This is a genomic window from Hymenobacter terricola, assembly GCF_017921975.2.
Taxonomy (GTDB): Bacteria; Bacteroidota; Bacteroidia; order Cytophagales; family Hymenobacteraceae; genus Hymenobacter; species Hymenobacter terricola.
The window spans coordinates 14,919-38,229 of sequence record NZ_JAGEMO020000003.1; the positions used below are offsets into that span (position 1 = coordinate 14,919).

Here is a 23,311-nt window from a genome sequence, read left to right on the forward strand (position 1 = left end):
CCAAATGTGACCAGCGGCTGCCGCTTTTTCTACTTCAGCTTATCCAGCGCCGCCTTCAAGCGGGGCAACGCCGCCACAATAGAATCCACCGTTTCGGCCCCCACCGAGGCACGGAACCAGGGCTCCGTGGCGGGCGAGCCGAAGGCGCTGAAGGGCACCAGGGCCAGCTTGGCCTCAGCGATGAGGTAGGAGGTGAGCTCGGCGGTGGTGGTGAGCACGGTGCCGTCGGGGGCGGTGCGGCCCAGCACGTCGATTTTGGCGGTGAGGTAAATGGCCCCGGCCGGCGCCACGGCATCGACGGGGTAGCCCTGGGCTTTCAGCTCTTTCAGGCCATCGAAGAGGGCGGTGAGCGAGGTTTGCAGGCGGCCTTTGATGCTGGTCAGGAAGGCATCGACGGCAGCGGTTTCGGGCAGGAATTTGCCGGTGGCTACCTGCTCGGCCTTGGGTGCCCAGGCCCCGACGTGGCCGAGGATGGACTTCATCTTGTCGATAATAGTGGCCGGGCCGAAGCTGTAGCCCACGCGCACCCCGGTGGCGGCGAAGCACTTCGAAATGCCGTCGATGTAGATGACGTAGTCGCGCAGCTCGGGGCGCAGGCTCACGGGGTCATAGTGCTGGGCTGCGCCAAAGGTGAGCAGCCAGTAAATCTGGTCGTAGAGGATGTAGAGGGGCTTTTCGTCGGGGCCCCGGCGCTTGTTTTCGGCAATCACCAGGTCGCAGATTTCTTCCAGTCCTTCCTTGGTGAAAACGGTGCCGGTGGGGTTTAGCGGCGAGCACAGGGCCAGCAGGTTGGCGCCCGCCACGTGCGGGGCCAGGTCGGCGGCGGTGGGCATGAAGTTGGTTGAGGGCAGCGTGGGCACGGCTACGGCCGTGGCCCCTACCAGGTGGCAGTAGTGGTTGTTGTTCCAGCTGGGCAGCGGGAAAATGGCGCGGTCGCCTTCGTCCAGCAGGGCGCGGTAGGTGGCGTAGATGAGCGGGCGCGAGCCGCCGGCAATGAGGATGTCGTTGGCGTTGTAGTCGAGGCCCTGGCGGGTTTTCAGGAAATCAGAAACGCTCTGGCGCAGGTCGCCCATGCCGGCGGCGGGCGGGTAATTGGTCATTCCGGCCTGGTAGGCCTGGATGATGCCGGCCGTGAGCCCGGCCGGAATGGGGAATATTTTGGAGTCAAAGTCCCCAATGGTCAGGTTGCAGATGTTCGCGCCCTGGCGCACCTGCTCGCTTACCTGGTTACCAATTCGAATGATTTCGGAGCCGATAAGGCCGGCTGCCATCTTGGATACTTGCATGGAGAGAAACGGGAAATAATTGCCGCATCGGCCCACGAAGGTAAATGACGCTTCGCTTACTGAGGAATGACGCCTGCGGCTTAATGAAGAATGAAGGATGAGCAATGAAGAATTCAGAAGGCGAGCGAATGGGTTGAAAACCCCCAATTTTTCATTCCTCATTCCTCATTCCTCATTCTTTATTAAGCCGCAGGCGTCATTGTCCGGCGCGGCGCAGCTCATCTTCGGCCCCGATGGCGCGCTTGCGGGCGGCGGCTACCTTGCTGTTGCCGAAGCGGTAGGTGAAGGCTACGGTGACTACCCGCGTATCCTGCCGCCGGTAGAAAGTTTCGGTGAAATCGGTGTAGGCCGAGGTGGAGCGAACGGGCAGGGTGTAAAATATATCGGTTGCGTTCAGGCGCAACGTGCCCTGTTTGGCCCACAGGCTTTTCTGGATGCCGGCGGCCACCTGGCCCCGATTACTAACCACTTCGAACCCGAATTTTTCGCGGGAGTCATACGAGCCGTTGAGGTCGGCCGACCAGCCGTGGGGCAGGGTAAAGCTGCTATTGGCCGTGAGGCCGAAAGCCATCTGGCCGCGGTCGAGCGCCGTGCCCGCGAGCTCACCCTGGAAACGAGCGTAGTAAAACACTCCATTGGCGTACAGGGTCCACCATTTGGCCAGCTCCAGGGGAACGGTGAGCGTGAGGGCGGCGTAGTGTTCCGTGGTCAGGTTCACGTCGCGGTTCACCACCAGGCGGCCGCCGTCGGGCGCGGGCTGCACGGCTCGCACAATGGGGTTGTCGGTTTGGGCATAGGTGAGGGCCGTCGTGAATTTCTGGCGGTAGGTGTGCGTCAGCTCAAAGTTGTAGCTGGTTTGGGCCACCAAAGCAGGGTTGCCCGACTGGTAGGAAGTAGCGTCGAGGTAGATGCGCAGCGGGTTTATCTGGCCGTAGCTGGGCCGGTCGATGCGGCGCGTGACGGACAGGCCCAGCTGGTGCCGCTCATTGAGCTGGTGCTGCACCGTGGCACTGGGAAAAAGCTGGAAGTAGTGGCGTTCCCGCGTGGCGTCGCCCGCCGTTTCCGCCAGCGTATTGGTCTGCTCGGCCCGCAGGCCGGCTTGCAGCGTGGTTTTGGAAGCGGTACCGCGCAGGTTCACATAGGCCGCGTTCACGTTTTCGTGGTACCTGAACTGGCTGGAAGCGGCCGGGACCGGCGTGCTGATGCCGTTGGCGGTGCTGACAAACTGCACGTTATTGTCCGACGTTACCCGCGTCGACTTCGCACCCGCTTCCAGGCGGGCCCGGTGGGGCAGGGGCTGGCTGAAATCCGCTTTGAGGGCCTGAATCGTGAGCGCACTGCGCTGGTCGCCGTGGAGCAAGGTGGTGGTGGCCGCGGGCTCCACAAAGTAGGTGGTCAGGTCCAGCAAGCGCGTGGTGTTGTAGCGGGCCATATCGGCGTCAACCGTAATGGCGCTGGCCGTCGCCGAGTCGGCAAAAGCGTGGCGCAGGTTCACGTTGGCGCCGCCGTTAGGCCGGCTCATCTCTTGGGGTGTCAGCGAGTTGTAGCGGCTGAGCGGCTCGCCGGCGGGGCCAAACAGCTGCGTGAAATTGGTGGTGGTGATATCGTTCTGGCTGGCCAGGCCGCTTACGGCCACGCCCAGCAGCGTGCGCTTCGACAGGGCCCAATCGAACCCCAGCTTGCCGGTGTGCGTGCGCAGGTGAGCCACCTGCTCGGTGGCCAGCACGCTGCTGGCGGCCGGCAGCAACGGCGTGGCGGCATACTGCCGGTCAAAATTGAGCCGCACAAAATTGGTGCGGTCATTATAAGAATAGCTGCCGTAGATATTGAGCCCTTTACGGCGATGGTTCATCGCCAGGGTGCTGGTGAACTTGCCGTATTCGCCCCGGCCGTAGCTGGCGTTCAGGCTGCCGTTGGTGCCCTGGCTCTGGTCTTTCCTGAGGTTGATGGCGATGACGCCCGCGCCGCCCTGCGCGTCGTACTGCGCCGGCGGGTTGGTGATGAGCTCGATGCTCTGAAGCTGCTCAGCGGGCAGGGCTTTCAGGTAATCGGCCAGCTCCAGGCCGGTAAGGGGTACCCGCTTGCCATCAACCAGCACCAGCAGGCCCTGGCGGCCGCGCAGGACCAGATTGTCGCTGCCGTCCAGGGTCAGACCCGGTGAGCGGCCCAGCACGTCGAGCGCCGTGGCCCCGGCCGAGAGCGGACTGTCGGCCACGTTCACCACCGTGCGGTCGGCCAGGTGCTCAAACAAGGGCTTGCGGGCCGTTATGGTCACCTCTTTCAGCGCCGCGCTCCGGCTGGTTGTCAGCCTGATTTCGGGCAGCTGCAAGCCCGCAGCCGGCAGCTCAAACGCCGGGCTCCAATACCGGGCAAACCCCACCTGCGCCGCCGAAACCAGGTAGCGCCCCCCCGCTTTGGCGGATAGCTGAAAGTGGCCCTGCGCATCGCTGAACTCGGTTTTGACGACCACCGAATCGGCAGCCCGGTGCAGAGTGATGGTAGCAAATTCCACCGCCGTGCCCGTGCCATTGGTCACGGTGCCGCTCAGGGCGGCCGGTTCCTGGGCCAGCACCGGCCGCGATAGCAGCAGCAGGCCCAGGAGCAGCAGCTGCACGAAACGAAAGGGCGCAAACCCGCCCCGGACAAGAGTAAAGTTGGGCATGTAGCAGAGACCGGGTAGAAATCGAAAAGAGCAAGGCGCACCCGCCTGGAGCTGGTGGCCAAACCAGTGCAACGTTTTAAGTACAGGGTTTTAAAAGGGAAGTGACACTTCTTTTAAACTGAATACTTTAGCGTGCCTGATAAAGTGTAAAGGTGCAGTTTTGGAGGAGATAATCCAAGAGCAGGAAGCTGCTTCTGCCCGGCAGTCGGTAATTTTGCTCAATGCTCCCTCTCACGCTCGCCGTTCCTACCCTCGCCGACCTGCCCGCCGCCGCCCGGCACCTGTGCGCGGCCATTGCCGAATCCGGCTGTTCGGTGGTGGCTTTCGAAGGCGAGATGGGCGCGGGCAAAACCACCCTCATCCGGGCGCTGGCGGCCACACTGGGCATCGCCGACGACGTGAGCAGTCCCACCTTCGCGCTGGTGAATGAGTACCGCGACGGCCGCGACCAACCCGTGTACCATTTTGACTTCTACCGCATTGATTCAATCGCGGAAGCCGAGCAAATGGGCGCTACGGAGTACCTTGATTCGGGGTATCTTTGTTTAGTGGAATGGCCCGCCCGCGTGGCGTCGTTATTGCCTCAGCCTCGGTTGGAAGTACGCCTGGACGTGCTGAGCGCCGAAGCCCGTGAAATACATCTAACTGTTATAAAATAATACCCGAGAATTGTTGATTAATAAGTAGCAGTTTACGCAGGCCCGGCCCCGCCGCTTGCCTAACTTGATTATTGTTAATTGATAACCGGTACTTACTGACATGGCCGAAAAGCTACCACCCGGTTTTGAATCACTAGCGACGAGCCGCGCCTATTTCACGCAGGAATCGATGCTGGCCGTGGAAACGCGCAAGCGCAAGCTCTTCATTGGCTTGCCCCGCGAAACCTCGTTGCAGGAAAACCGCATTGGCCTCACGCCTGAAGCCGTGCAGCACCTCGTGAACGAAGGCCACGAAGTGGTGATGGAAGCCGGCGCCGGCGAGCCCAGCAAGTACGCCGACCACGCCTATTCCGAAGCCGGCGCCCAGATTGCCTACTCCACTGAGGAGGTTTTCAAGGCCGACGTGCTGCTGAAAGTGGCCCCGCCTACGCTCGATGAAATTGAGCTGCTCCACGCCAATCAAACCCTGATTTCGGCCCTGCAAATGGGCTCCATGACCCAGGAGTACATCGCGGCGCTGGCCCGCAAGAAAATCAACGCCATCGGCTTCGAGCTGATGAAGGACCCCAGCGGGGCCCGCCCCGTGGTGCGCGCCATGAGCGAAATCGCCGGTTCCACCGTGATGCTGATTGCGGCCGAGTACCTGGCCCGCTCCAACGAGGGCAAGGGCATTATTCTGGGCGGCATCACGGGCGTGCCGCCATCGCAGGTCGTCATCCTCGGGGCGGGCACGGTGGCCGAGTACGCCGCCCGCGCCGCCACCGGCCTGGGCGCCGAAGTGAAGGTGTTCGACAACCACCTCTACAAGCTGCGCCGCCTCAAGCACAACCTGGGCATGCAGCTCTACACCAGCACGCTGGATACGTTTGCCCTCAGCCAGCAAATCCGCCGGGCCGATGTCGTCATCGGCGCGCTGGCCGTGGAGGATGGTCGCATTCCGTTCATGGTGCCCGAGGAAATGGTGGCCAGCATGGCCCCCGGCTCCGTTATCATCGACGTGAGCATCGACCAGGGCGGCAGCTTCGAAACCAGCGAAATGACCAGCCACAGCAAGCCCGTCTTCCGCAAGTACGACGTGGTGCACTACTGCGTGCCCAACATCGCCTCCCGCGTGCCCCGCACCGCCACCAACGCGCTGAGCAACATCTTCACGCCCATCCTCCAGGAAATCAGCCAGCACGGCGGCATCAACGAAGTGCTGTTCACCAACGAGCATTTCCGCAGCGGCGTCTACATCTACCGCGGCTCGCTGACCAATGCGATGATTGCGAAGAAATTTAATTTGCGGTATAAGGAATTAGGGCTGCTGATTGCGGTGCGAAATTAGGGGAGTGGGGCAATGCTTTTTGCGGGGCTTGATGTTTCACTTTGACTCTAGTTTTGACTGGCCCGCTTTAAGGGGGAGCTTACACTTCACGCCCTGGAACAGTCCCTGACGCTGCGCCAGCCCGCCCCGGGGCTCATCGTTCACGCCGACCGCGGCAGCCAGTACACCAGCGCGGCGTGCCGTGCCCGCATCGAACAGGCCGGCGCTGTGCCCAGCTTCAGCCGCCCCGGCAACCCCTACGACAATGCCCAGGCGGAGGCGGGCTGGAGCACGCTCAAAACCGAACTGCTGCCGCACGGCACCGCCTTTGCCTCCCTCGAAGAAGCCCGCCTGGAAGTGGCCCACTACCTCGATACCTACTTCAACCTCGACCGCCGCCACTCCGCCCTCGGCTACCGCTCGCCCCATCAATTTGAACACGACCTGATAAGCAATCTACCTTAACTCACTTTCTGGTTTTATTAGACTACTCCAGTATACGGACGGGAGGGAATTTATATTACGAATGATGCTATTAAGAATTTGAATGACAACAAGTAGTATAACTAATGTCTATCTTCCTGCTACTATAAGAAGGCCTTTACGAAAAAAGGCTCGCAATCCAGTGCTCTAACAGCTTCTATCCTTTGAGAATAGAAATTCCATGTATTATTAACTCTTTTTTTAGGTCTTCAAAAAAAAGTGTGTCATCTTCTATAACTAAACGTTCAGTATTTTCAAATATTATTTTTTTGCTTTCTGCAAATCCTCCTTTATGAAATATACACCGCAGGCAATCTACAAATGTATGGAAGCTATGCCCCATATAGCCTCGTTCTCCAAAAAAAGCCTCCCCCATCAAATATAATACATCTCTATACTCACGAACTAATGACATGTCTATTTTATATAAGTCTTTATCAATAATTTCTGTACTGACACCTGAATAATGTAGGCAAGCTGTGATGTAGTCTTCTTTTAAAAGACCTTTCGTTGGCAAACTGAACCAGTCAATCTTTTCTCCTTTTTGCCAAGAAGCAAGTACGTCAATTACACCCTGTCTGTATTCTTCATAATCGTGATGAACAAGTCCATAAACCCACTTTAGTTTACTATCAAAGTCTAATAATAGAATATTAAACTCATAAATAGGCTTTACATTAGAATATTTTGAACGGCAAGAAATGCGAACCTGTATCTTATTTAAAGATAAAAAGTCTTCAGTAGTTTTGAATTTTAAGTTATGGAATAAAAATTTTCTTGCGGTAGAAGTAGCATAAGGTTCTAAAATAATAGAACCGCATTTAGCAATTTTAACGTTATTAATGTATAAATTAATTTCCAGGATTTTTCTCATGATTATTTAGTTGCCTTTAGGTGTAAATTTTTGTATTTTCGATTGATAATGGTCAGTTTGTAAGCTCCCCCTTAAAGCGGGCCAGTCAAAACTAGAGGTTTGCGAGTTACGTATTGGTTAAACAATCACGCATTGTAAAGCAGCACTTTCCACGCTTCTACCAGCCGCCCTTCGGCCAGTAATTGGCGGCCCAACTGCAGCAGTTGCTGACGCAGTTCCGGGGTGTCGTCGCGGTATTTGTTGAGGAGGTAGGCTACCATCGGTTCGGATTTGAATTCCTCAACTTGCGCGGGCGTGGGTAGGGCGTCGCGCTCGATGTTGGAGAGGCGGCCCAACTCGTTGCCGGTCAGCACATCGCTACTGCGAAGGAAGTCGGGCAGCTGGTCGAAGCCGATGCCGATGTGGCGATTGGGCTTGGGCACTTCGAACAGGCTGGTGCCGCTGGCCCGGCAGTACCAATCGCCGCCGAGCCGAGCCACGGCATCCAGCTTAAATGGGTCGATACCGGTGGCATTGGGTAGGAGAATAGTGGTACGAAAGTGGGCGCGCACCACCCGGCAGATGATGAGGTTGCCGGCGCCATTGTTCTGGCCCAGCTCGATGATTTGCTCCACCACGCACTCAAAAGCGGCCGGCGCCTCGGCCACGCGCGGCGGCCGCACCAGCTCCGAGGCCAGCTCGGTGAGGCCGGCTTTGGTGAATTCGTTGATGCCCTTGCCGTATTCGGTGCTGGCCAGCGACATCTGCTCTACCAAGGCGAAATCACAGATATTGATGACGACTTCGGGCACCTCGCGCACGTTTTGGAGGGTGTGCTTCTGGGTGTTGTCGCGCACGCGGTTGGCGGGCGAAAACACGAGAATGGGCGGGTTCGAGCTGAAGGCGTTGAAAAAGCTGTAGGGGCTGAGGTTGACGCGGCCCTCGGCGTCGATGGTGCTGGCGAAGGCGACCGGCCGAGGCGCCACCGCGCCCACCAGAAACGGGTGCCACTGGGCGGGCGTGAGGTCGGCAGGCGTGAGGGAGTGGAAATCGGACATGGATGCAAAGGAAGTAATTGTTGGGCGGGCAGGCCAAGGGCGGGCACCGCAAGCCATGCGCTGCTGAGCAGGACCAAGGGGCGGCATCAACCGGTGAACCCGACGGATTTGCTTATGCGGAACGAAATGTTGCTAAATTAAAATAGGCGGATAAAACCTTTTCTCTAAGCCTTCAAAACCTGTTTTCTGTGCCGAAATGGAAACCTTCGGGTATCAATAACTATGGTGAATTCCTCCAATGCCATGGGGTAATACCGGTACAGCCGGGCGGGGCGGTGCGCTATTCCCAAAAAAATGGTAACGTTAGGTGTTTCAACCATTTCCCTCTTCTCTATGAATCCAACAAAAATTCCGGCTGACCCCGTGGTCCGCCCGGCGGTGGGCTTGTTCAGCGCCATCGTGATTGTGGCCTCTTTGGGCTATTTCGTAGATATTTACGACCTGGTGCTGTTCAGCATCGTGCGGGTACAAAGCCTGAACAGCATCGGCATCACTGAGGCTTCGGCCGTGACCAATGAGGGCCTGTTTCTGCTCAACATGCAGATGGGTGGCATGCTGCTCGGCGGCATTCTGTGGGGCGTGCTGGGCGATAAGCGCGGGCGGCTGTCGGTCCTGTTCGGGTCCATTCTGCTGTATTCGCTGGCCAACATTGCCAACGGCTTCGTGCAGAACATCGACCAATACGGCTGGTTGCGGCTCATTGCCGGTATCGGCCTGGCCGGTGAGCTGGGCGCGGGCATCACGCTGGTGGCCGAGACCCTGCCCAAGGAAAAGCGCGGCTACGGCACCATGATTGTGGCCTCGGTGGGCGTGAGTGGCGCGGTGGTGGCCTACTTTGTCGGAAATGAGTTTGGCTGGCGCAGCGCCTATTTCATCGGCGGCGGGCTGGGCCTGGCGCTGCTGGCCTTGCGGGCGGGCGTGTTCGAGTCGGGCATGTTTGAGCAAACCAAGAATTCGAGCGCGCGGCGCGGTAACTTCATGAGCTTATTTACCAACGCGGCCCGCTTCAGCAAGTACGTCCGCTGCCTGCTGGTGGGCGTGCCGTTCTGGTTTCTGGCCGGCATTCTGATTACGCTGGCCCCGGAATTTGGCAAGGCCTTTCATTTGCAGGGAGCCGTGACGGGCGGCCTGAGCATTTCCTGGTGCTACTTCGGCCTCACGCTGGGCGATTTCACCAGCGGCGGCCTCAGCCAGCTGCTCAAAAGCCGGATGCGAACCCTCCAGATGTTTATTCTGGGCAGCGCGGTAGCGGTATCCTTCTATTTGTTTGGGCTGAACGGGGCCAGCACCACGGCCTTCTATGCCGCCTGCTTTTTCGTGGGCTTCACCGGCGGCTTCTGGGCGCTGTTCGTCACGGTTTCGGCCGAGGAATTTGGCACGAACATCCGCTCTACGGTAGCCACCACGGCCCCCAATTTTGCCCGCGGGGCCCTCGTGCTCGTCACCATTGCCTTCAAGGCGCTCAAGTCCTTCCCTTCGCTGGGGATGGTGGGCGCGGCGGCCATCATTGGGGCGGTGTTGCTGGTGCTGGCCTTCTTCAGTGCCAGTACCCTGCCCGAAACCTACGGCAAAGACCTCGACTACCTGGAAGAGGAGTAAGGCCAGCCGCATCTCAGACCGGTAAGCCAGCTACAAAAGCGGCAGCGACCTCAGCCGGCGCTGCCGCTTTGCTTTTGGCCCCGGCTAAGGGTGCCCGCGGCACCAAAGGGCGGGGCTTGACGCGATGACCAGGCGTAAATATTAGCGAATTAGCACGTTGCCGGGCCGAAGGAATCCGGACAAAAATACAGAATGTGCTATTTATTCGCTAAAGTGCTATAGATTTGCTCAGCAACTATAGCTTTAGTATAAACTTCCCTGCTTTCGGCCCCATGAATGCTCCCGCCTGCCCCAAATGCGAATCGAGCGAAGCCACAAAAAGTGGCGTGGTGAACGAGCGGCAGCGTTTTAAGTGCAAAAGCTGCGGCTACCACTACACCGTGGCCAAAGTGGGCCGCGAAGTCAATCCCTACTACGTGGTGAAAGCCCTGCAACTCTACATCGAGGGCGTGAGCTACCGCGAGATTGAGCGGCTGCTGGGCGTAAGCCACGTGAGCGTGATGAACTGGGTGAAGAAGTACGGCGTGCGCGCGCCGCGCCAAACCGACTACCATCCCACCTACAAAATCCTTAATCAAGCCGAGCTGGCCGCGTTTTTTCAGGTGCCCGCCAACGTGAAAGGGGCCGGTATGATGGTGACGGAGCTGGGCGACAAGTTCATGGTGATTCGCTGGGAACGGTTCCGGGCGGGGTAGGAGGTGAGCAGCTATAGGCGGTTAGCAAAACGACCCCAATAAAGTAGCTAAGCGGGAATGAAGAATGCTATTTAGCAGAACCAATCGGCGTGAGGTAGGAGTAGGCGGTTTCGTCTTCCTCAATTCTACCGAATTCTACCGGAGGTTTCGCGGTATAACTTCACTTATTTTCCCCAAGTACAATGCAAAATACATGTTATGCATTAACTCTGAGTGGTCTGCTGCTCTCCGGTGCCGTCTTCGGCCAGGTCACTCCTCCCGCTACCGGCCCGGCCCCCGCGCCAGCCACTCCCACCGCGCCGCCGGCCGTGCCCACTCCAGCCAAGCCGGTGCCCTACGGCGCTGGCATGAAAGTAAATCTCTCGCCCGACGGCTCGAAGTACCTGCGCTTCCTGACCTGGGCGCAGATGTGGGCCCAATACAATGAGAACAACAGCAACACCGTCCGCAACGGCAACCCCAAAAGCGACCAGACCACGTTTGGCATCCGGCGGGCGCGCCTGATTATGCTGGCCCAGCTCAACCCCCGGTTCCTGACTTTTATCGACTTGGGCATTGAAAACCAGACGGCCCTGACCGGCGGCGTGCCCAACGACCCCAACGGCCCCGGAAAGCGCTCCCCAAACTACATCCACGAAGCCATAGCCGAATACAAGGTGAACAAGTACCTCAGCATTGGCGGCGGCTTGAACTACCAGGTGGGCGTGTCGCGGATGACGGCCGCCAGCACGGCCACTATAATGACCTACGACATTCCGGTCACCAACTTCCCCACGCTGGACCTAACCGACCAGTTCGGCTTTTTCCTGGGCTTTTATGGCAAGGGCCGCATTGGCGGCTTTGATTACCGCGTGGCCATCGACGATGCCTTTGCCACTAATACGGCCAGTACGCCGGCCGCGCTCCGCACCAATGTAGCGCAGTTCAACCCCCGCAACACCAACAAAATTTACCAGGGCTATTTCAGCTATTCCTTCTTTGATAAGGAGCCCAACTTGTTGCCCTTTACCACGGGTACCTGGCTGGGCACCAAGAAAGTGTTGAATGTTGGCGCCGGCTACCACTACAACGCCGAAGGGACGTACTCGCGGGACCAGGACGTGGTGGTGAACCCCACAACCCACACGCACGACATCAAGCTCTTTGGAGCGGACGTGTTCTATGATGCCCCGGTTGATACCACGTCTAACACGGCTCTGACGCTGTATGGCGTGTATTACAACTACGATTTCGGCCCCAACTACGTGCGTAATGTCGGCGTGCTGAACCCCGGCTCAAACACCGTGGTGGGCAGCCCCGGCCCGGCCAACCTGTATGGCAACGCCCTGCCCCTCATCGGCACTGGCCACAGCTACTATGCCCAGGCCGGCCTGCTGCTGCCCAAGCAATTGCTGGGTGCGAAAGCCCGCCTACAACCCTACGTCGCGTACCTGCGCAACGAGTGGGAGGGCCTGCACGACACCGACGGCAGCCGTAAATCGGTGAATGTGTACGATGCCGGCCTGAACCTGCTGCTCGACGGCCACAACGCCAAAATCACACTCAACTACCGCGCCCGGCCCGATTTCTCGGACCAGACCTTCATCCCGGCCAACAACGGCGCGGCCACGGTCAACAGCGTGCAGTACCGGCCCGAGGTCACCATGCAGTTCCAGGTGTACCTCTAGGCTCGGCGGCTATCTTTTTGCGTTCACACCTCATCTTTTTATGCTGAAATTTCCATGGAACAGAGTTTGACCCCACCGTACGGTGCCGCTTTGGACGCGCCGCTGGCGCACGACAACAACACGACCCCAACCAGTAAAATCTGGCAGGTGATTAAAGCCTCCTCGGTGGGCACGGTCATCGAGTGGTACGATTTCTACATTTTTGGCTCGCTGGCTACGATTATCGCCACCCAGTTTTTCCCGAAAACCAACCCGCTGGCGGCATTGCTGAGCACGCTGGCCGCGTTTGCGGTGGGCTTTGTGGTGCGGCCGTTTGGGGCCATTGTGTTTGGGCGCATCGGCGATATGGTGGGGCGGAAGTACACGTTTCTGCTCACGCTGCTGCTCATGGGCGGCTCCACGTTTGCCATTGGCCTGATTCCGAACTACGCCGCCATCGGCGTGGCCGCGCCGATTCTGATTTTCCTGCTGCGGGTGGTGCAGGGCCTGGCCCTGGGCGGTGAGTACGGCGGCGCTACCACCTACGTAGCCGAGCACGCGCCCGACAGCCGCCGTGGCTACTACACCAGCTTTATTCAGACCACGGCCACCATTGGCCTGTTCATCAGCATCGCCGTGATTGTGGGCACCAAGCTCACGGTGGGCGCGGCGGCCTTCGCCGAGTGGGGCTGGCGCATCCCTTTCCTGCTGTCTTCCATCCTGGTGGTGGCATCGTACATCATCCGCCGCAAGCTGAACGAGTCGCCGCTGTTTGAGAAAGCCAAAGCCGAAGGCACCACGAGCAAATCACCGCTGCGCGACTCTTTCGTGGAGCCCGTGAACCGCAAGCTGGTGCTGCTGGCCTTGTTTGGGGCTACCATGGGCCAGGGCGTGATTTGGTACACGGGGCAGTTCTACGCCTACTTCTTCCTGCAAACCATCCTGAAAATTGAGCAGGTGCAGGCCAGCATCATTCTGTGCGTGGCGCTGCTGGCGGCCACACCGTTCTTCGTGTACTTCGGCTCGCTGTCGGACCGCATCGGGCGCAAGCGCATCATCATGACGGGCATGCTGTGCGGCGTGCTGTTCACCGTACCGATTTTCTACGGCCTGAAGCAATTCTCCGGCCCCATCGTGGAGAAAACCGCCGCCACCGTGGATGCCGCCGGCGTGGCCGTGCCCGCCGTGATGGTGGCCAACGATTTCCAGATGCTGCCCATGATTGTGCTGGTGTTCTGCCTGGTGTTGTTCGTGACCATGGTGTACGGCCCCATTGCCGCTTACCTCGTCGAGCTATTCCCCACCAAAGTGCGCTACACTTCGCTGTCCGTGCCTTACCACATTGGCAACGGCATCTTCGGCGGCCTGGTGCCATTGATTTCGACCGCGCTGGTGGCCTATGCTGCCGCGCAGCCGTCGGGCTTCCTCAAGGAGCACAGCATCTACTTCGGCCTGGTGTATCCGGTGGTCATCGCGGCCATCTGCTTTCTCTACGGCTCGGCCAATATGAAAGACATGCGCAATGTGAAGCTGATGGACTAACGGCCCGGGCCCCGCTGCGACGGTTTAAAAGTCCGCCGGGCCCGCGCCCGGCGGACTTTTGCTTAGATTGACGGTCTATTTCACCGGCCCGTCCCATGCCCAACAAGCCCGGTTTTTTCATGCCCTCCACTCCACGCCCTGAGCAGGCCGAGCCGCGCCGGGACCAGCGCTTGCTGTTCCTGGCGGGCCTGTTTGGCGTGCTGCTCAATTTTCCGCTCCTGGCCGTGTTCGACCACGACGGCCGGCTGGCCGGCGTGCCGGTCCTCTACCTCTACGTGCTGCTGACGTGGATTTTACTGGTGGCCCTGACGGCGTGGCTGGTGAGGGAGAAGGCGTGAGCCCGCTTGTCATTGCCGCGTTCCGCTGCGCTCCACTCGCAATGACAAAATCTTAAAACCAATGTCCAAGCTGCTCGTTATTGGTTTCTCCTTCGGCTACCTGGCCCTGCTTTTCGGCGTGGCCTACGCGGCGGAGCGTCGGTCGGCGGCCCGGAAAAGCCTGGTGAGCAACCCCTACGTGTACGCCCTGAGCATGGCCGTGTACTGCACCGCCTGGACGTATTATGGCTCGGTGGGCCGGGCGGCGCACTACGGGCTGGAGTTCGTGGGCATTTACCTGGGGCCCACGCTGCTGGCCCCGGCCTGGTGGCTGGTGCTGCGCAAAATCATTCGGGTGTGCCGGCAGCAGCGCCTCACGTCCATTGCCGATTTTATCTCGGCCCGCTACGGCAAAAGTGCCTCGCTGGGGGCGCTGGTTACGGTGGTGTGCGTGCTTGGCATCGTGCCCTACATCGCCTTGCAAATCAAAGCCATTGCCGCCTCCTTCGTAACCATGACCGGCAGCAGCGCGGGCGTGGGCGGCCCGGCGGCCACCACGGCGCTCTACACCACGGGGGCGCTGGCGGTGTTCACCATCCTGTTCGGGGTGCGGTCCGTCGAGGCCACCGAGCGGCACGAGGGCATTGTGCTGGCCGTGGCCGTGGAGAGCGTGCTGAAGCTGGTGGCGTTTCTGGTGCTGGGCGTGTTCGTCACGTTCGGCTTGTTCCATGGCTTTGCCGACGTGTTTGACCAGGCGGCGGCAGTGCCGGCCCTGCGGCAGCTGTTCACGCTGCGCGGCAGTGGCACGAGCAGTGCCGGGTGGTTCACGCTGCTGGCCCTGAGCATGTCGGCAGTGCTGCTGCTGCCCCGGCAGTTTCAGGTGGCCGTGGTGGAGAACGTGGACGAAAACCACCTCCGCAAGGCCATGTGGCTGTTCCCACTCTACCTCATCGTCATCAACTTATTTGTGCTGCCGGTGGCTTTTGGGGGTATGCTGAAGCTGGGCGGGCGCGGGCTGGACGCCGACACCTTTGTGCTGGCGCTGCCGCTGGCGGCGGGGCATTTCTGGCTGGCGCTGCTCACCTACCTGGGCGGGCTCTCGGCGGCCAGCAGCATGATTATCGTCGAAACCATTGCCCTGAGCGTGATGATGAGCAACCACCTGCTCATGCCACTGCTGGTGCGGGTGCCCGCCGCCCGGCCCGAGGGCCAGACCCGCTGGTTTGCCTACCTGGGCCGTGTGGCCCTCAAAAGCCGCCGCCTGGCCGTGGTGCTGGTGCTGCTGCTGGCCTATATCTACTACGCCATGGTGGGCAAGCAGCTGCCGCTGGTGAACACCGGCCTGGTTTCGTTTGCGGCGGTGGCGCAGTTCGTGCCCGCCGTGTTGGGCGGGCTGTACTGGAAAGGCGGCACCCGGCGCGGGGCCACGGTGGGCCTGCTGGCAGGGTTTGGCGTCTGGTTTTTCACGCTGGTGCTGCCCACGCTGGTGGGGCCGGGCCGGCTGCCTGCTTCCATCCTCACCGAGGGCGTGGGCGGCATTGCAGGGCTGCGGCCGTTCGCGCTGTTTGGGCTCGAAGGGCTCGATTACCTCTCGCACGGGCTGTTCTGGAGCTGGTTTTTCAACATTGGTATCTACGTGGGCCTCTCGGTGGCGGTGCCGCCCACGGCCCTGGAGTTGCGGCAGGCCGACGTGTTCGTGGACGTATTTACCCGTCGCAGCCTGGCCGAGGAAGTGGCCGGCTGGCAGGGGCGCACGCCCTTTCCCGACGTGCGCGCGCTGCTGCTGGGCTTCCTCGGGAAGAAGCGTACCAACCAGGCCCTGCGCACCTTCGCCACCCGTTTCCCCGACGCGGTGCCGTCCGAAAACCCAACGTCCGACCCGGACTCAGTCCCCCATTCGTCCGCTCACCCCTTCACGCCCGCCGACCCGCGCCTGCTCACCTACGCCGAAAAGCTACTGGCCGGCAGCCTGGGCCCGGCCTCGGCTCGCATGCTGGTGGCCTCGGTGGCGGGCGCCGAACAGATTAGCTACGACAGCGTGGTGGGCATCCTGCGCGAAAGCCAGCAGCTGCTCGAAGCCAACCGCCAGCTGCAAAAGCAAAGCCGCCAGCTCCAACGCCTCACCGACGAGCTGCGCGCCGCCTACGACCAGCTCCAGGCCCTGGACCAGCGCAAGGACGAATTTCTCTACACCGTGACCCATGAGCTGCGCACGCCGCTCACCAGCATCCGGGCGCTGGCCGAAATCCTGGCCGACAACCCCGAGCTGGAGGAAGAGGAGCGCCAGCGCTTCCAACTCACCATCGGGCGCGAAGCCGAACGCCTCACCCGCCTGATTTCGCTGGTGCTCGATTTGGAGAAGTTCGAATCGGGCCAGGCCACCCTCGACCGGAACCGCGTGGTGGTGCCCGAGCTGGTGGCCGAAGCTTTGGAGGCCGTGGGCCAGCTCCTGCGCGACAAGCAAATTGCCCTCCACGTAGATGTGCCCGCCGATTTGCCGGTGCTTTCCGCCGACCGCGACCGGCTCATGCAAGTCCTCGTCAACCTGCTTTCCAATGCCGTGAAGGCCTGCCAGCCCCACGGCCTGGGGCGCATTTCGGTGCTGGCCTGGCCGGTGGCCGACGTGCTCCTGCTGTGCGTGGAAGACAATGGCCGGGGCATTTCGCCCGCCGCGCAGCACCTTATCTTCGACAAGTTTTACCAGGCCCACAACCAGAACATCCGCAAGCCCGAAGGCTCGGGCCTGGGCCTGGCCATCACCAAGAAGATTGTGGAGCTGCACCACGGCCGCATCTGGGTCGAAAGCGCCCTGGACCAGGGCGCCCGCTTTTTTATTGAGCTGCCGCTGCCCGTATCGGCCGTGCCCACCGCCGTTTACTCACCTTCCCTTTCCGCATGAAAACACTTGCTTTGCATGAAAACACCTCACATTTTAATTGTTGACGACGAGCCCAACATCGTCATGTCGCTCGAATTCCTGATGCGCAAAAACGGCTACCAGGTCGGCATTGCCCGCAACGGCACCGAGGCCCTGGCCGCCATCGCCCAAACGCCTTTCGACCTCGTGCTGCTCGACGTGATGATGCCCGACGTAGACGGCTACCGGGTGTGCCAGCAGCTGCGCCAGCGCCCCGACCGTGCCGGCACGAAAGTCATTTTCCTCTCGGCCAAAAGCCGCGAAGCCGACGTCCGGAAGGGCTACGAAGCCGGGGCGGACTTGTATATTCCAAAACCCTTCAGTACCCGCCAGCTCATGGAGAAAGTCCGCGAGCTGCTCACTATGTAGCGCGGACTCTGTAGTCCGCGCCTGAACAATACCCGAGTAACCTACCCAACCCATCCCATGCGCGGGCTGCAAAGTCCGCGCTACATCCCACCCGCCATGAAACCAGCCTGCTCTTACGCCGCCACCCACGCCGCCAGCCTGGCCGACCCCGGCGCCTTCTGGCTGGCCCAGGCCCACCACCTGCACTGGGACACCCGGCCCACTGAGCCGCTCTCGCAGGATGCCAACGGCACCTACCGCTGGTTCCGGGGCGGCGAGCTGAATACTAGTTTCCTCTGCCTCGATTACCACGTGCAAAACGGCCGCGCCGACCAGCCCGCCCTGCTTTACGACTCGCCCGTTACCCACACCCAGCGCACCTACACCTACGCCGAGCTGCTGGATATGACGGCCCGCTTCGCCGGCGGCCTGCGCGAAATAGGCGTAGGCCTCGGCGACCGCGTCATCATCTACATGCCCAACACGCCCGAAGCCGTGGTGGCCATGCTCGCCTGCGCCCGGCTCGGGGCCGTGCATTCGGTGGTGTTCGGCGGCTTTGCGGCCCACGAGCTGGCCGTGAGAATTGACGACGCCCAGCCCCGCGCCATCGTCTGCGCCTCGGGTGGCGTGGAGTTCGACCGCGTCATTCCCTACAAGCCGCTCGTGGACGAGGCCATTGCCCAAGCCGCCTTCAAGCCGGCCCACGTCGTGGTTTTTCAGCGCGATTTTGTGACCGCAGAGCTGCAGCCCGGCCGCGACCTCGACTACCAGGAGTTGCTCCGGGCCGCCCCCGTGCCGGCCGTGCCGGTGCCCGCCACGCACCCGCTCTACATCCTGTATACCAGCGGCACCACCGGCCGGCCCAAGGGTGTGGTGCGCGACCATGGCGGCCACGCCGTGGCCTTGCATTTCAGCATGCGGGCCATCTATGCTATGGAGCCCGGCGATGTCATCTTCACGGGTTCCGATATCGGCTGGGCCGTGGGTAGCAGCTACATCGTGTACGGGCCCTTATTGCGGGGCTGCACCACCGTTTTATTCGAAGGCAAACCCGTGCGAACCCCCGACGCCGGCACCTTCTGGCGCATCGTCGAGCAGTACCGGGTCCGCGTCATGTTCACGGCGCCCACCGCCATCCGGGCCATCAAAAAAGAAGACCCCGAGGGCCTGCTGGCCAAAAAATATGACCTCAGCAGCCTGCGCCACCTCTTCCTGGCCGGCGAGCGCTGCGACCCCGCCACCTATCAGTGGGCCCAACACCTGCTCGGCGTGCCCGTGGTCGACCACTGGTGGCAAACCGAATCGGGCTGGCCCATGCTGGCCACCCTCGTCGGCCTCGAAGGCATGCCCGCGCCCCGCGCCGGCAGCGCCGGCCACCCCGTGCCCGGCTACGACGTACACATTCTCGACGAGGCCGGCCACCCCGTGCCGCCCGGCACCACCGGCCTCGTGGCCGTGAAACTGCCCCTGCCCCCCGGCTGCTTTCCCACCCTCTGGAACGACGATGCCCGCTACCAGGCCTACCTCAGCACCTTTCCCGGCTACTACCTCAGCGGCGACGGCGGCTACCGCGACCACGAAGGCTACACCTACATCATGGGCCGCGTCGATGACGTCATCAACGTGGCCGGCCACCGCCTCAGCACCGGCGAAATCGAGGAAATCCTCGCCGCCCACCCCGCCGTGGCCGAGTGCGCCGTGCTCGGCATCGCCGACCCGTTGCGCGGCCAGGTGCCCGTGGGCCTGGTGGTGCTGAAGGACGGCCAGACGATAGGAGAGGAGGCCCTCGAAAAAGAGCTGATTGCCGCCGTGCGGGCCCAAATCGGGGCCCTGGCCTGCTTCCGGGCGGTGCTGGTGGTGAAGCGCCTGCCCAAAACCCGCTCCGGTAAAATCCTCCGCAAAACCCTGCGCCAGCTCGCCGACGGCGAAACTTTCCCCATGCCCCCCACCATCGACGACCCGCTTATCCTCGATGAAATCCGCGCGGGCCTGCAACGGCGCAGCATCGGCGCCGCCTTCGAAACTAACCCTGCGGCTTAGCATTTGACAATCGGAGGAATCGTTTCAGGACCTGGAGTATTGAATTTGACAAGTCCCGGAAGCCACAACCCAAGTCCCGGGAACAATAATCCAATCCCCGGAAGCCACAACCCAATCCCCGGAAGCTTTATTCCAAGTCCCGAAAGCTTTAGCCTAAGTCCCGAAAGCTTTAGCTCAAGTCCCGGAAGCAATAATCCAAGCCCCGAAAGCCATAACCCAATCCCAGCAAGACTTTCGGCAAGCCCCGATAAGCTGTTTTTAATCGCCTACAATCATTCCGCCTTTTTTTATTCCTCCAAAATGTCCGCCATCCGCACCCGCACGCTCGAAGAATACCACGCCGATTACCAGCAATCCATCGAAGACCCTGATGCTTTCTGGGCGGAAGCCGCCGAACAGTTCACCTGGCGCAAAAAGTGGGACACGGTGCGCGGCGGTGAGTTTTCGCCCGCCGGCAGCAGCACTTGGTTCGATGGCGCCACCCTCAACATCACCGAGAACTGCCTCGACCGCCACCTCGCCCAGCGCGGCAACAAGCTGGCCATCGTCTTCGAGCCCAACGACCCCAAAACCCGCCACCTGCGCCTCACCTACCGCGAGCTGCATACTCAGGTGTGCCAGATGGCCAATGTGCTCAAGAAAAACGGCGTGCAGAAGGGCGACCGCGTGGTTCTCTACCTGCCCATGATTCCGCAGCTGGCCATTGCCGTGCTGGCCTGCGCCCGCATCGGAGCTGTGCATGGGGTCATCTTCGCCGGTTTTTCGGCCACGGCCATCGCCGACCGCGTCAACGATGCCAATGCCAGCTTCGTCATCACCGCCGATGCCCTGGAGCGCGGCGCCAAGCAGATTCCCGTCAAGAGCGTGGTCGATGAAGCCCTGGCCAACTGCCCCTCCGTGCGCGGCATGCTGGTGGTGGAGCACACCGGCTGGCCCGTCGACATGAAAGAAGGCCGCGACGTTTGGTTTCACGACGAGGTGAAGGACGTGGAAAAAGACTGCCCCGCCGAGGAAATGGCCGCCGAAGACCCGCTCTTCATCCTCTACACCAGCGGCAGCACCGGCAAGCCCAAGGGCGTGGTCCACAGCCAGGCCGGCTACATGGTGTGGGCCGATTACACGTTTCGCAACGTGTTTCAGGTGGAAGAAAACGACCTGTACTGGTGCACCGCCGACATCGGCTGGGTCACCGGCCACACCTACGGCCTCTACGGCCCCTTGCTGGCCGGCAGCACCACGCTGCTGTTTGAGGGCGTGCCCACGTTCCCCTCGCCGGGCCGCTTCTGGGAGGTGATTGACAAGCACCACGTCACCATTTTCTACACCGCGCCCACGGCCATTCGCAGCCTCATGGCCACGCCCCTCGATAACGTGCTGGCCTATTCCCTCAGCAGCCTGCGCATCCTCGGCTCGGTGGGCGAGCCCATCAACGAAGAGGCCTGGTACTGGTACCACCAGCACGTCGGCAAGGGCCGCTGCCCCATCGTGGACACCTGGTGGCAAACCGAAACCGGCGGCATCATGATATCGGCCCTGGCCGGCATCACGCCCAGCGTGCCCGCCCGCGCCGGCTTGCCTTTGCCCGGCGTCCAGCCGGTGCTGCTGAACCAGGACGGCACCGAAATCGAAGGCAACGACCAGGAAGGCTACCTCGCCATCAAGGCCAGCTGGCCCGGCGTTATCCGCACCACCTGGGGCGACCACGAGCGCGCGCGCCAAACCTATTTCACGCCTTATCCCGGCTACTACTTCACCGGCGATGGCGCCCGGCGCGACGAAAACGGCCTCTACCGCATCATCGGCCGTGTCGACGACGTCATCAACGTCTCGGGCCACCGCTTCGGCACCGCCGAAATCGAAAACGCCATCAACCAGAGCGAGTACGTGGTGGAAAGCGCCGTAGTGGGCTACCCGCACGAGGTGAAGGGGCAGGGCATCTACGCCTACGTCATCTGCCAGAACGGCGTCCCCACCACCGACCTCGACCTGCAAAAGACCGAAGCCAGCATCATCGAAGCCGTAGTCGCCGAAATCGGCCGCATCGCCAAGCCCGACAAGATTCAAATCGTCTCGGGCCTGCCCAAAACCCGCTCCGGCAAAATCATGCGCCGCATCCTGCGCAAAGTAGCCGAGGGCGAAACCACCAACCTCGGCGACGTCACCACGCTATTGGACCCACTGGTTGTGGATGAAATCCTGGCCGGCAAAAAGTAGGCTTCCGCCACATACTCCCCATTAAAAAGGCGGCTCTGGATTTCCAGGGCCGCCTTTTTAATGAATCAGGAATCTTGCTGAAATCATCCAAACACTTTCACCCGCTCGCCCTTGCGCTTGGTCCGCAAATGCTGCCGGATAATCTGCTGCACGTCCTTATTGTCGGTGAACTGCTTTATCACGTCCCGGAAATCGGCCAGTTTGCGCGCCGTGAACGTTTCATCGACGTAGCCAAAGCCCTGGTACCGGCCGTTCTCCACCAGCACGATGGTTTTTTCCAGCTCCGTGCGGCCCGGGCCGATGACCACGAACGTCTCGTGCTCGTAGCTGATGCTGTCGATGGCCTCGTCCACGCGCAGGTTGTAGGATTCCGGCGGTTCCTGGCCCACGCAGGCGCCCTGGCAGCGGTGCACCTGGAAGTCGAAGCAGCTGCCCGGCGTTTTATACAGGCCGCAGAGCTTCTGGCAGAGGTTGTACTTGGCCACTTTGTGGTAGAGGAAGCCCTGGGCCTTGTATTGGTTGCCCAGTGCGATGATGGGAATTTCGGCATTCCGCGCATCGGCGCGGCCATAAGCCAGGCGCTTGTAGCCCTGCTCGTCTATCCGCAGATAGATGCCCGCCGGAAACACCGAGCGCCGCTGCGCCCGGTTGTACGCCGGCTTTAGCTGCTTAATCAGGTGCGACTCGTACAGCAGCGCCACCAGCTCCGAACCAGTTAATTCCCAGGTGATATCGGCAATAGAATTCTTGAATTCCAGGCTCTTGCGCGATTTCACGTCCACCGCAAAGTGCTGCTGAATGCGCTTGTAGATGTTGATGGACTTTCCCACGTAAATCACCTCGCCGGCCTCGTTGTGGAAGTAGTACACGCCCGTGGCCTGGGGCAGGCTGGCCACCAGCGCCGCCGATACCAGCGGCGGCATCAGCGCCTCCCGAATGGCAGATTGCACGGCGGCCACGCGCTTGGGCGAAGGCGCTTTGGTGCCGTCGGGCCGGCGGCCGGCAGGGGCCAGGGCATCTACCCGGGCCAGGGTATCAGCCGGAGCCTGGCCGTTTTGCACGGCTTCGCTGTCCTGCGTAATCTTCAGCAGCTTGCCAAAGAGCAGAGCCGTGGCGTGGGCATCGCCAGCCGCGCGGTGCCGGCCTTCGAGCGGAATACCGATATTCTGGCAGAGCTTTCCCAGGCTGTAGCTGGGCTGGCCGGGAATGAGCGAACGGCTCAGGCGCACGGTGCACAGCGTTTTGCGGGAATAATTATAGCCGAGGTCGGCAAACTCTTTTTTCAGAAACGAATAGTCAAACCGCACGTTGTGAGCCACGAACACGCAGCCTTCGGTCATTTCCACCACCTTGCGGGCTACTTCGTGGAATTTGGGTGCGTCGCTCACCATGTCATTGGTGATGCCGGTGAGTTGGGTGATAAATGGCGGAATAGCCCGACCGGGATTGAGAAGCGTGGCGTATTCGTCCACGATTTTCTCGCCGTCGTGAACGTAAATGGCTATTTCGGTGATGCGGTCCTGGGTAGGCTGCCCGCCGGTGGTTTCAAGGTCAATGATGGCGTACAAGGCGCGGCGCAGAAGGTGGTCGAAAGGAAAGCTAACAAACTTAGCCCGGCAGAAGGTTGCACGAAAAAAGGGCAGCCTGTGGGGCTGCCCTTTCTTCAATCAACCGTGAGCAGTTGTC

17 protein-coding genes are annotated in these 23,311 nt (G+C 60.9%); 12 read left to right on the forward strand and 5 right to left on the reverse strand.

Annotation, left to right across the window (positions count from 1 at the left end; genetic code table 11):
* Nucleotides 1-29: 29 nt before the first annotated feature.
* Nucleotides 30-1,286 (reverse strand): pyridoxal phosphate-dependent aminotransferase, encoded by a 1,257-nt coding sequence (locus J4G38_RS03270; RefSeq protein WP_226163112.1) that lies wholly within the window; start codon nt 1,284-1,286, stop codon nt 30-32.
* Between the two features lie 196 nt (nt 1,287-1,482).
* Complete coding sequence (locus J4G38_RS03275; protein WP_210515612.1) at nt 1,483-3,948, reverse strand: TonB-dependent receptor; 2,466 nt, start codon at nt 3,946-3,948, stop codon at nt 1,483-1,485.
* A 221-nt stretch (nt 3,949-4,169) separates the two neighbouring features.
* On the opposite strand from J4G38_RS03275, the gene tsaE reads away from it, so the two are divergent.
* The 3 genes from tsaE (at nt 4,170) to J4G38_RS29105 (ending at nt 6,378) form a co-directional block, all read left to right on the forward strand.
* On the forward strand, nt 4,170-4,607 hold the full coding sequence (tsaE, locus tag J4G38_RS03280) for a tRNA (adenosine(37)-N6)-threonylcarbamoyltransferase complex ATPase subunit type 1 TsaE (RefSeq protein WP_210515611.1): 438 nt from the start codon (nt 4,170-4,172) through the stop codon (nt 4,605-4,607).
* Between the two features lie 100 nt (nt 4,608-4,707).
* A complete protein-coding gene (locus tag J4G38_RS03285; RefSeq protein ID WP_210515610.1) occupies nt 4,708-5,934 on the forward strand; it encodes an alanine dehydrogenase in 1,227 nt (408 codons plus the stop codon).
* A gap of 57 nt (nt 5,935-5,991) precedes the next feature.
* Entirely contained in the window at nt 5,992-6,378 is a 387-nt protein-coding gene (locus J4G38_RS29105) for an integrase core domain-containing protein (RefSeq protein ID WP_210515771.1), read from the forward strand.
* 175 nt (nt 6,379-6,553) lie between these two features.
* Here the strand turns inward: J4G38_RS29105 and J4G38_RS03295 are convergent, their stop codons facing one another.
* Together J4G38_RS03295 and J4G38_RS03300 are read right to left on the reverse strand one after the other, a co-directional pair.
* Complete coding sequence (locus J4G38_RS03295) at nt 6,554-7,270, reverse strand: hypothetical protein (RefSeq protein WP_210515609.1); 717 nt, start codon at nt 7,268-7,270, stop codon at nt 6,554-6,556.
* A 125-nt stretch (nt 7,271-7,395) separates the two neighbouring features.
* Entirely contained in the window at nt 7,396-8,307 is a 912-nt protein-coding gene (locus J4G38_RS03300; RefSeq protein WP_210515608.1) for a flavin reductase family protein, read from the reverse strand.
* Between the two features lie 333 nt (nt 8,308-8,640).
* On the opposite strand from J4G38_RS03300, the gene J4G38_RS03305 reads away from it, so the two are divergent.
* The 9 genes from J4G38_RS03305 (at nt 8,641) to acs (ending at nt 21,625) form a co-directional block, all read left to right on the forward strand.
* Entirely contained in the window at nt 8,641-9,906 is a 1,266-nt protein-coding gene (locus J4G38_RS03305; RefSeq protein ID WP_210515607.1) for an MFS transporter, read from the forward strand.
* A 272-nt stretch (nt 9,907-10,178) separates the two neighbouring features.
* The gene (locus tag J4G38_RS03310; protein WP_210515770.1) at nt 10,179-10,601 is read left to right on the forward strand and encodes an IS1/IS1595 family N-terminal zinc-binding domain-containing protein; all 423 of its coding nucleotides are present in this window, start codon (nt 10,179-10,181) and stop codon (nt 10,599-10,601) included.
* A 182-nt stretch (nt 10,602-10,783) separates the two neighbouring features.
* Nucleotides 10,784-12,268: a hypothetical protein gene (locus J4G38_RS03315; protein WP_210515606.1), complete on the forward strand. Its 1,485-nt coding sequence runs from the start codon at nt 10,784-10,786 to the stop codon at nt 12,266-12,268.
* Nucleotides 12,269-12,322: 54 nt separating this feature from the next.
* Nucleotides 12,323-13,789, forward strand: coding sequence for an MFS transporter (locus tag J4G38_RS03320; RefSeq protein WP_210515604.1), 1,467 nt, complete (start codon nt 12,323-12,325; stop codon nt 13,787-13,789).
* Nucleotides 13,790-13,908: 119 nt separating this feature from the next.
* The gene (locus tag J4G38_RS03325; protein ID WP_210515602.1) at nt 13,909-14,127 is read left to right on the forward strand and encodes a hypothetical protein; all 219 of its coding nucleotides are present in this window, start codon (nt 13,909-13,911) and stop codon (nt 14,125-14,127) included.
* 61 nt (nt 14,128-14,188) lie between these two features.
* The gene (locus J4G38_RS03330; RefSeq protein ID WP_210515600.1) at nt 14,189-17,005 is read left to right on the forward strand and encodes a sensor histidine kinase; all 2,817 of its coding nucleotides are present in this window, start codon (nt 14,189-14,191) and stop codon (nt 17,003-17,005) included.
* 15 nt (nt 17,006-17,020) lie between these two features.
* Complete coding sequence (locus J4G38_RS03335; protein ID WP_210515598.1) at nt 17,021-17,392, forward strand: response regulator transcription factor; 372 nt, start codon at nt 17,021-17,023, stop codon at nt 17,390-17,392.
* Nucleotides 17,393-17,449: 57 nt separating this feature from the next.
* A complete protein-coding gene (locus J4G38_RS03340) occupies nt 17,450-19,411 on the forward strand; it encodes an AMP-binding protein (RefSeq protein WP_226163116.1) in 1,962 nt (653 codons plus the stop codon).
* Between the two features lie 261 nt (nt 19,412-19,672).
* Complete coding sequence (gene acs / locus J4G38_RS03345; RefSeq protein WP_226163155.1) at nt 19,673-21,625, forward strand: acetate--CoA ligase; 1,953 nt, start codon at nt 19,673-19,675, stop codon at nt 21,623-21,625.
* Nucleotides 21,626-21,708: 83 nt separating this feature from the next.
* Here acs and J4G38_RS03350 read toward each other — a convergent pair whose 3' ends face one another.
* Entirely contained in the window at nt 21,709-23,193 is a 1,485-nt protein-coding gene (locus tag J4G38_RS03350; protein ID WP_210515594.1) for an exonuclease domain-containing protein, read from the reverse strand.
* Nucleotides 23,194-23,311: the final 118 nt, after the last annotated feature.

Bases quoted from the DNA above. Each gene is read 5' to 3' on its own strand.
- J4G38_RS03270 (WP_226163112.1), bottom strand. From the start codon at position 1,286: ATGCAAGTATCCAAGATGGCAGCCGGCCTTATCGGCTCCGAAATCATT.
- J4G38_RS03275 (WP_210515612.1), bottom strand. From the start codon at position 3,948: ATGCCCAACTTTACTCTTGTCCGGGGCGGGTTTGCGCCCTTTCGTTTC.
- tsaE (WP_210515611.1), top strand. From the start codon at position 4,170: ATGCTCCCTCTCACGCTCGCCGTTCCTACCCTCGCCGACCTGCCCGCC.
- J4G38_RS03285 (WP_210515610.1), top strand. From the start codon at position 4,708: ATGGCCGAAAAGCTACCACCCGGTTTTGAATCACTAGCGACGAGCCGC.
- J4G38_RS03295 (WP_210515609.1), bottom strand. From the start codon at position 7,270: ATGAGAAAAATCCTGGAAATTAATTTATACATTAATAACGTTAAAATT.
- J4G38_RS03300 (WP_210515608.1), bottom strand. From the start codon at position 8,307: ATGTCCGATTTCCACTCCCTCACGCCTGCCGACCTCACGCCCGCCCAG.
- J4G38_RS03305 (WP_210515607.1), top strand. From the start codon at position 8,641: ATGAATCCAACAAAAATTCCGGCTGACCCCGTGGTCCGCCCGGCGGTG.
- J4G38_RS03310 (WP_210515770.1), top strand. From the start codon at position 10,179: ATGAATGCTCCCGCCTGCCCCAAATGCGAATCGAGCGAAGCCACAAAA.
- J4G38_RS03315 (WP_210515606.1), top strand. From the start codon at position 10,784: ATGCAAAATACATGTTATGCATTAACTCTGAGTGGTCTGCTGCTCTCC.
- J4G38_RS03320 (WP_210515604.1), top strand. From the start codon at position 12,323: ATGGAACAGAGTTTGACCCCACCGTACGGTGCCGCTTTGGACGCGCCG.
- J4G38_RS03325 (WP_210515602.1), top strand. From the start codon at position 13,909: ATGCCCTCCACTCCACGCCCTGAGCAGGCCGAGCCGCGCCGGGACCAG.
- J4G38_RS03330 (WP_210515600.1), top strand. From the start codon at position 14,189: ATGTCCAAGCTGCTCGTTATTGGTTTCTCCTTCGGCTACCTGGCCCTG.
- J4G38_RS03335 (WP_210515598.1), top strand. From the start codon at position 17,021: ATGAAAACACCTCACATTTTAATTGTTGACGACGAGCCCAACATCGTC.
- J4G38_RS03340 (WP_226163116.1), top strand. From the start codon at position 17,450: ATGCGCGGGCTGCAAAGTCCGCGCTACATCCCACCCGCCATGAAACCA.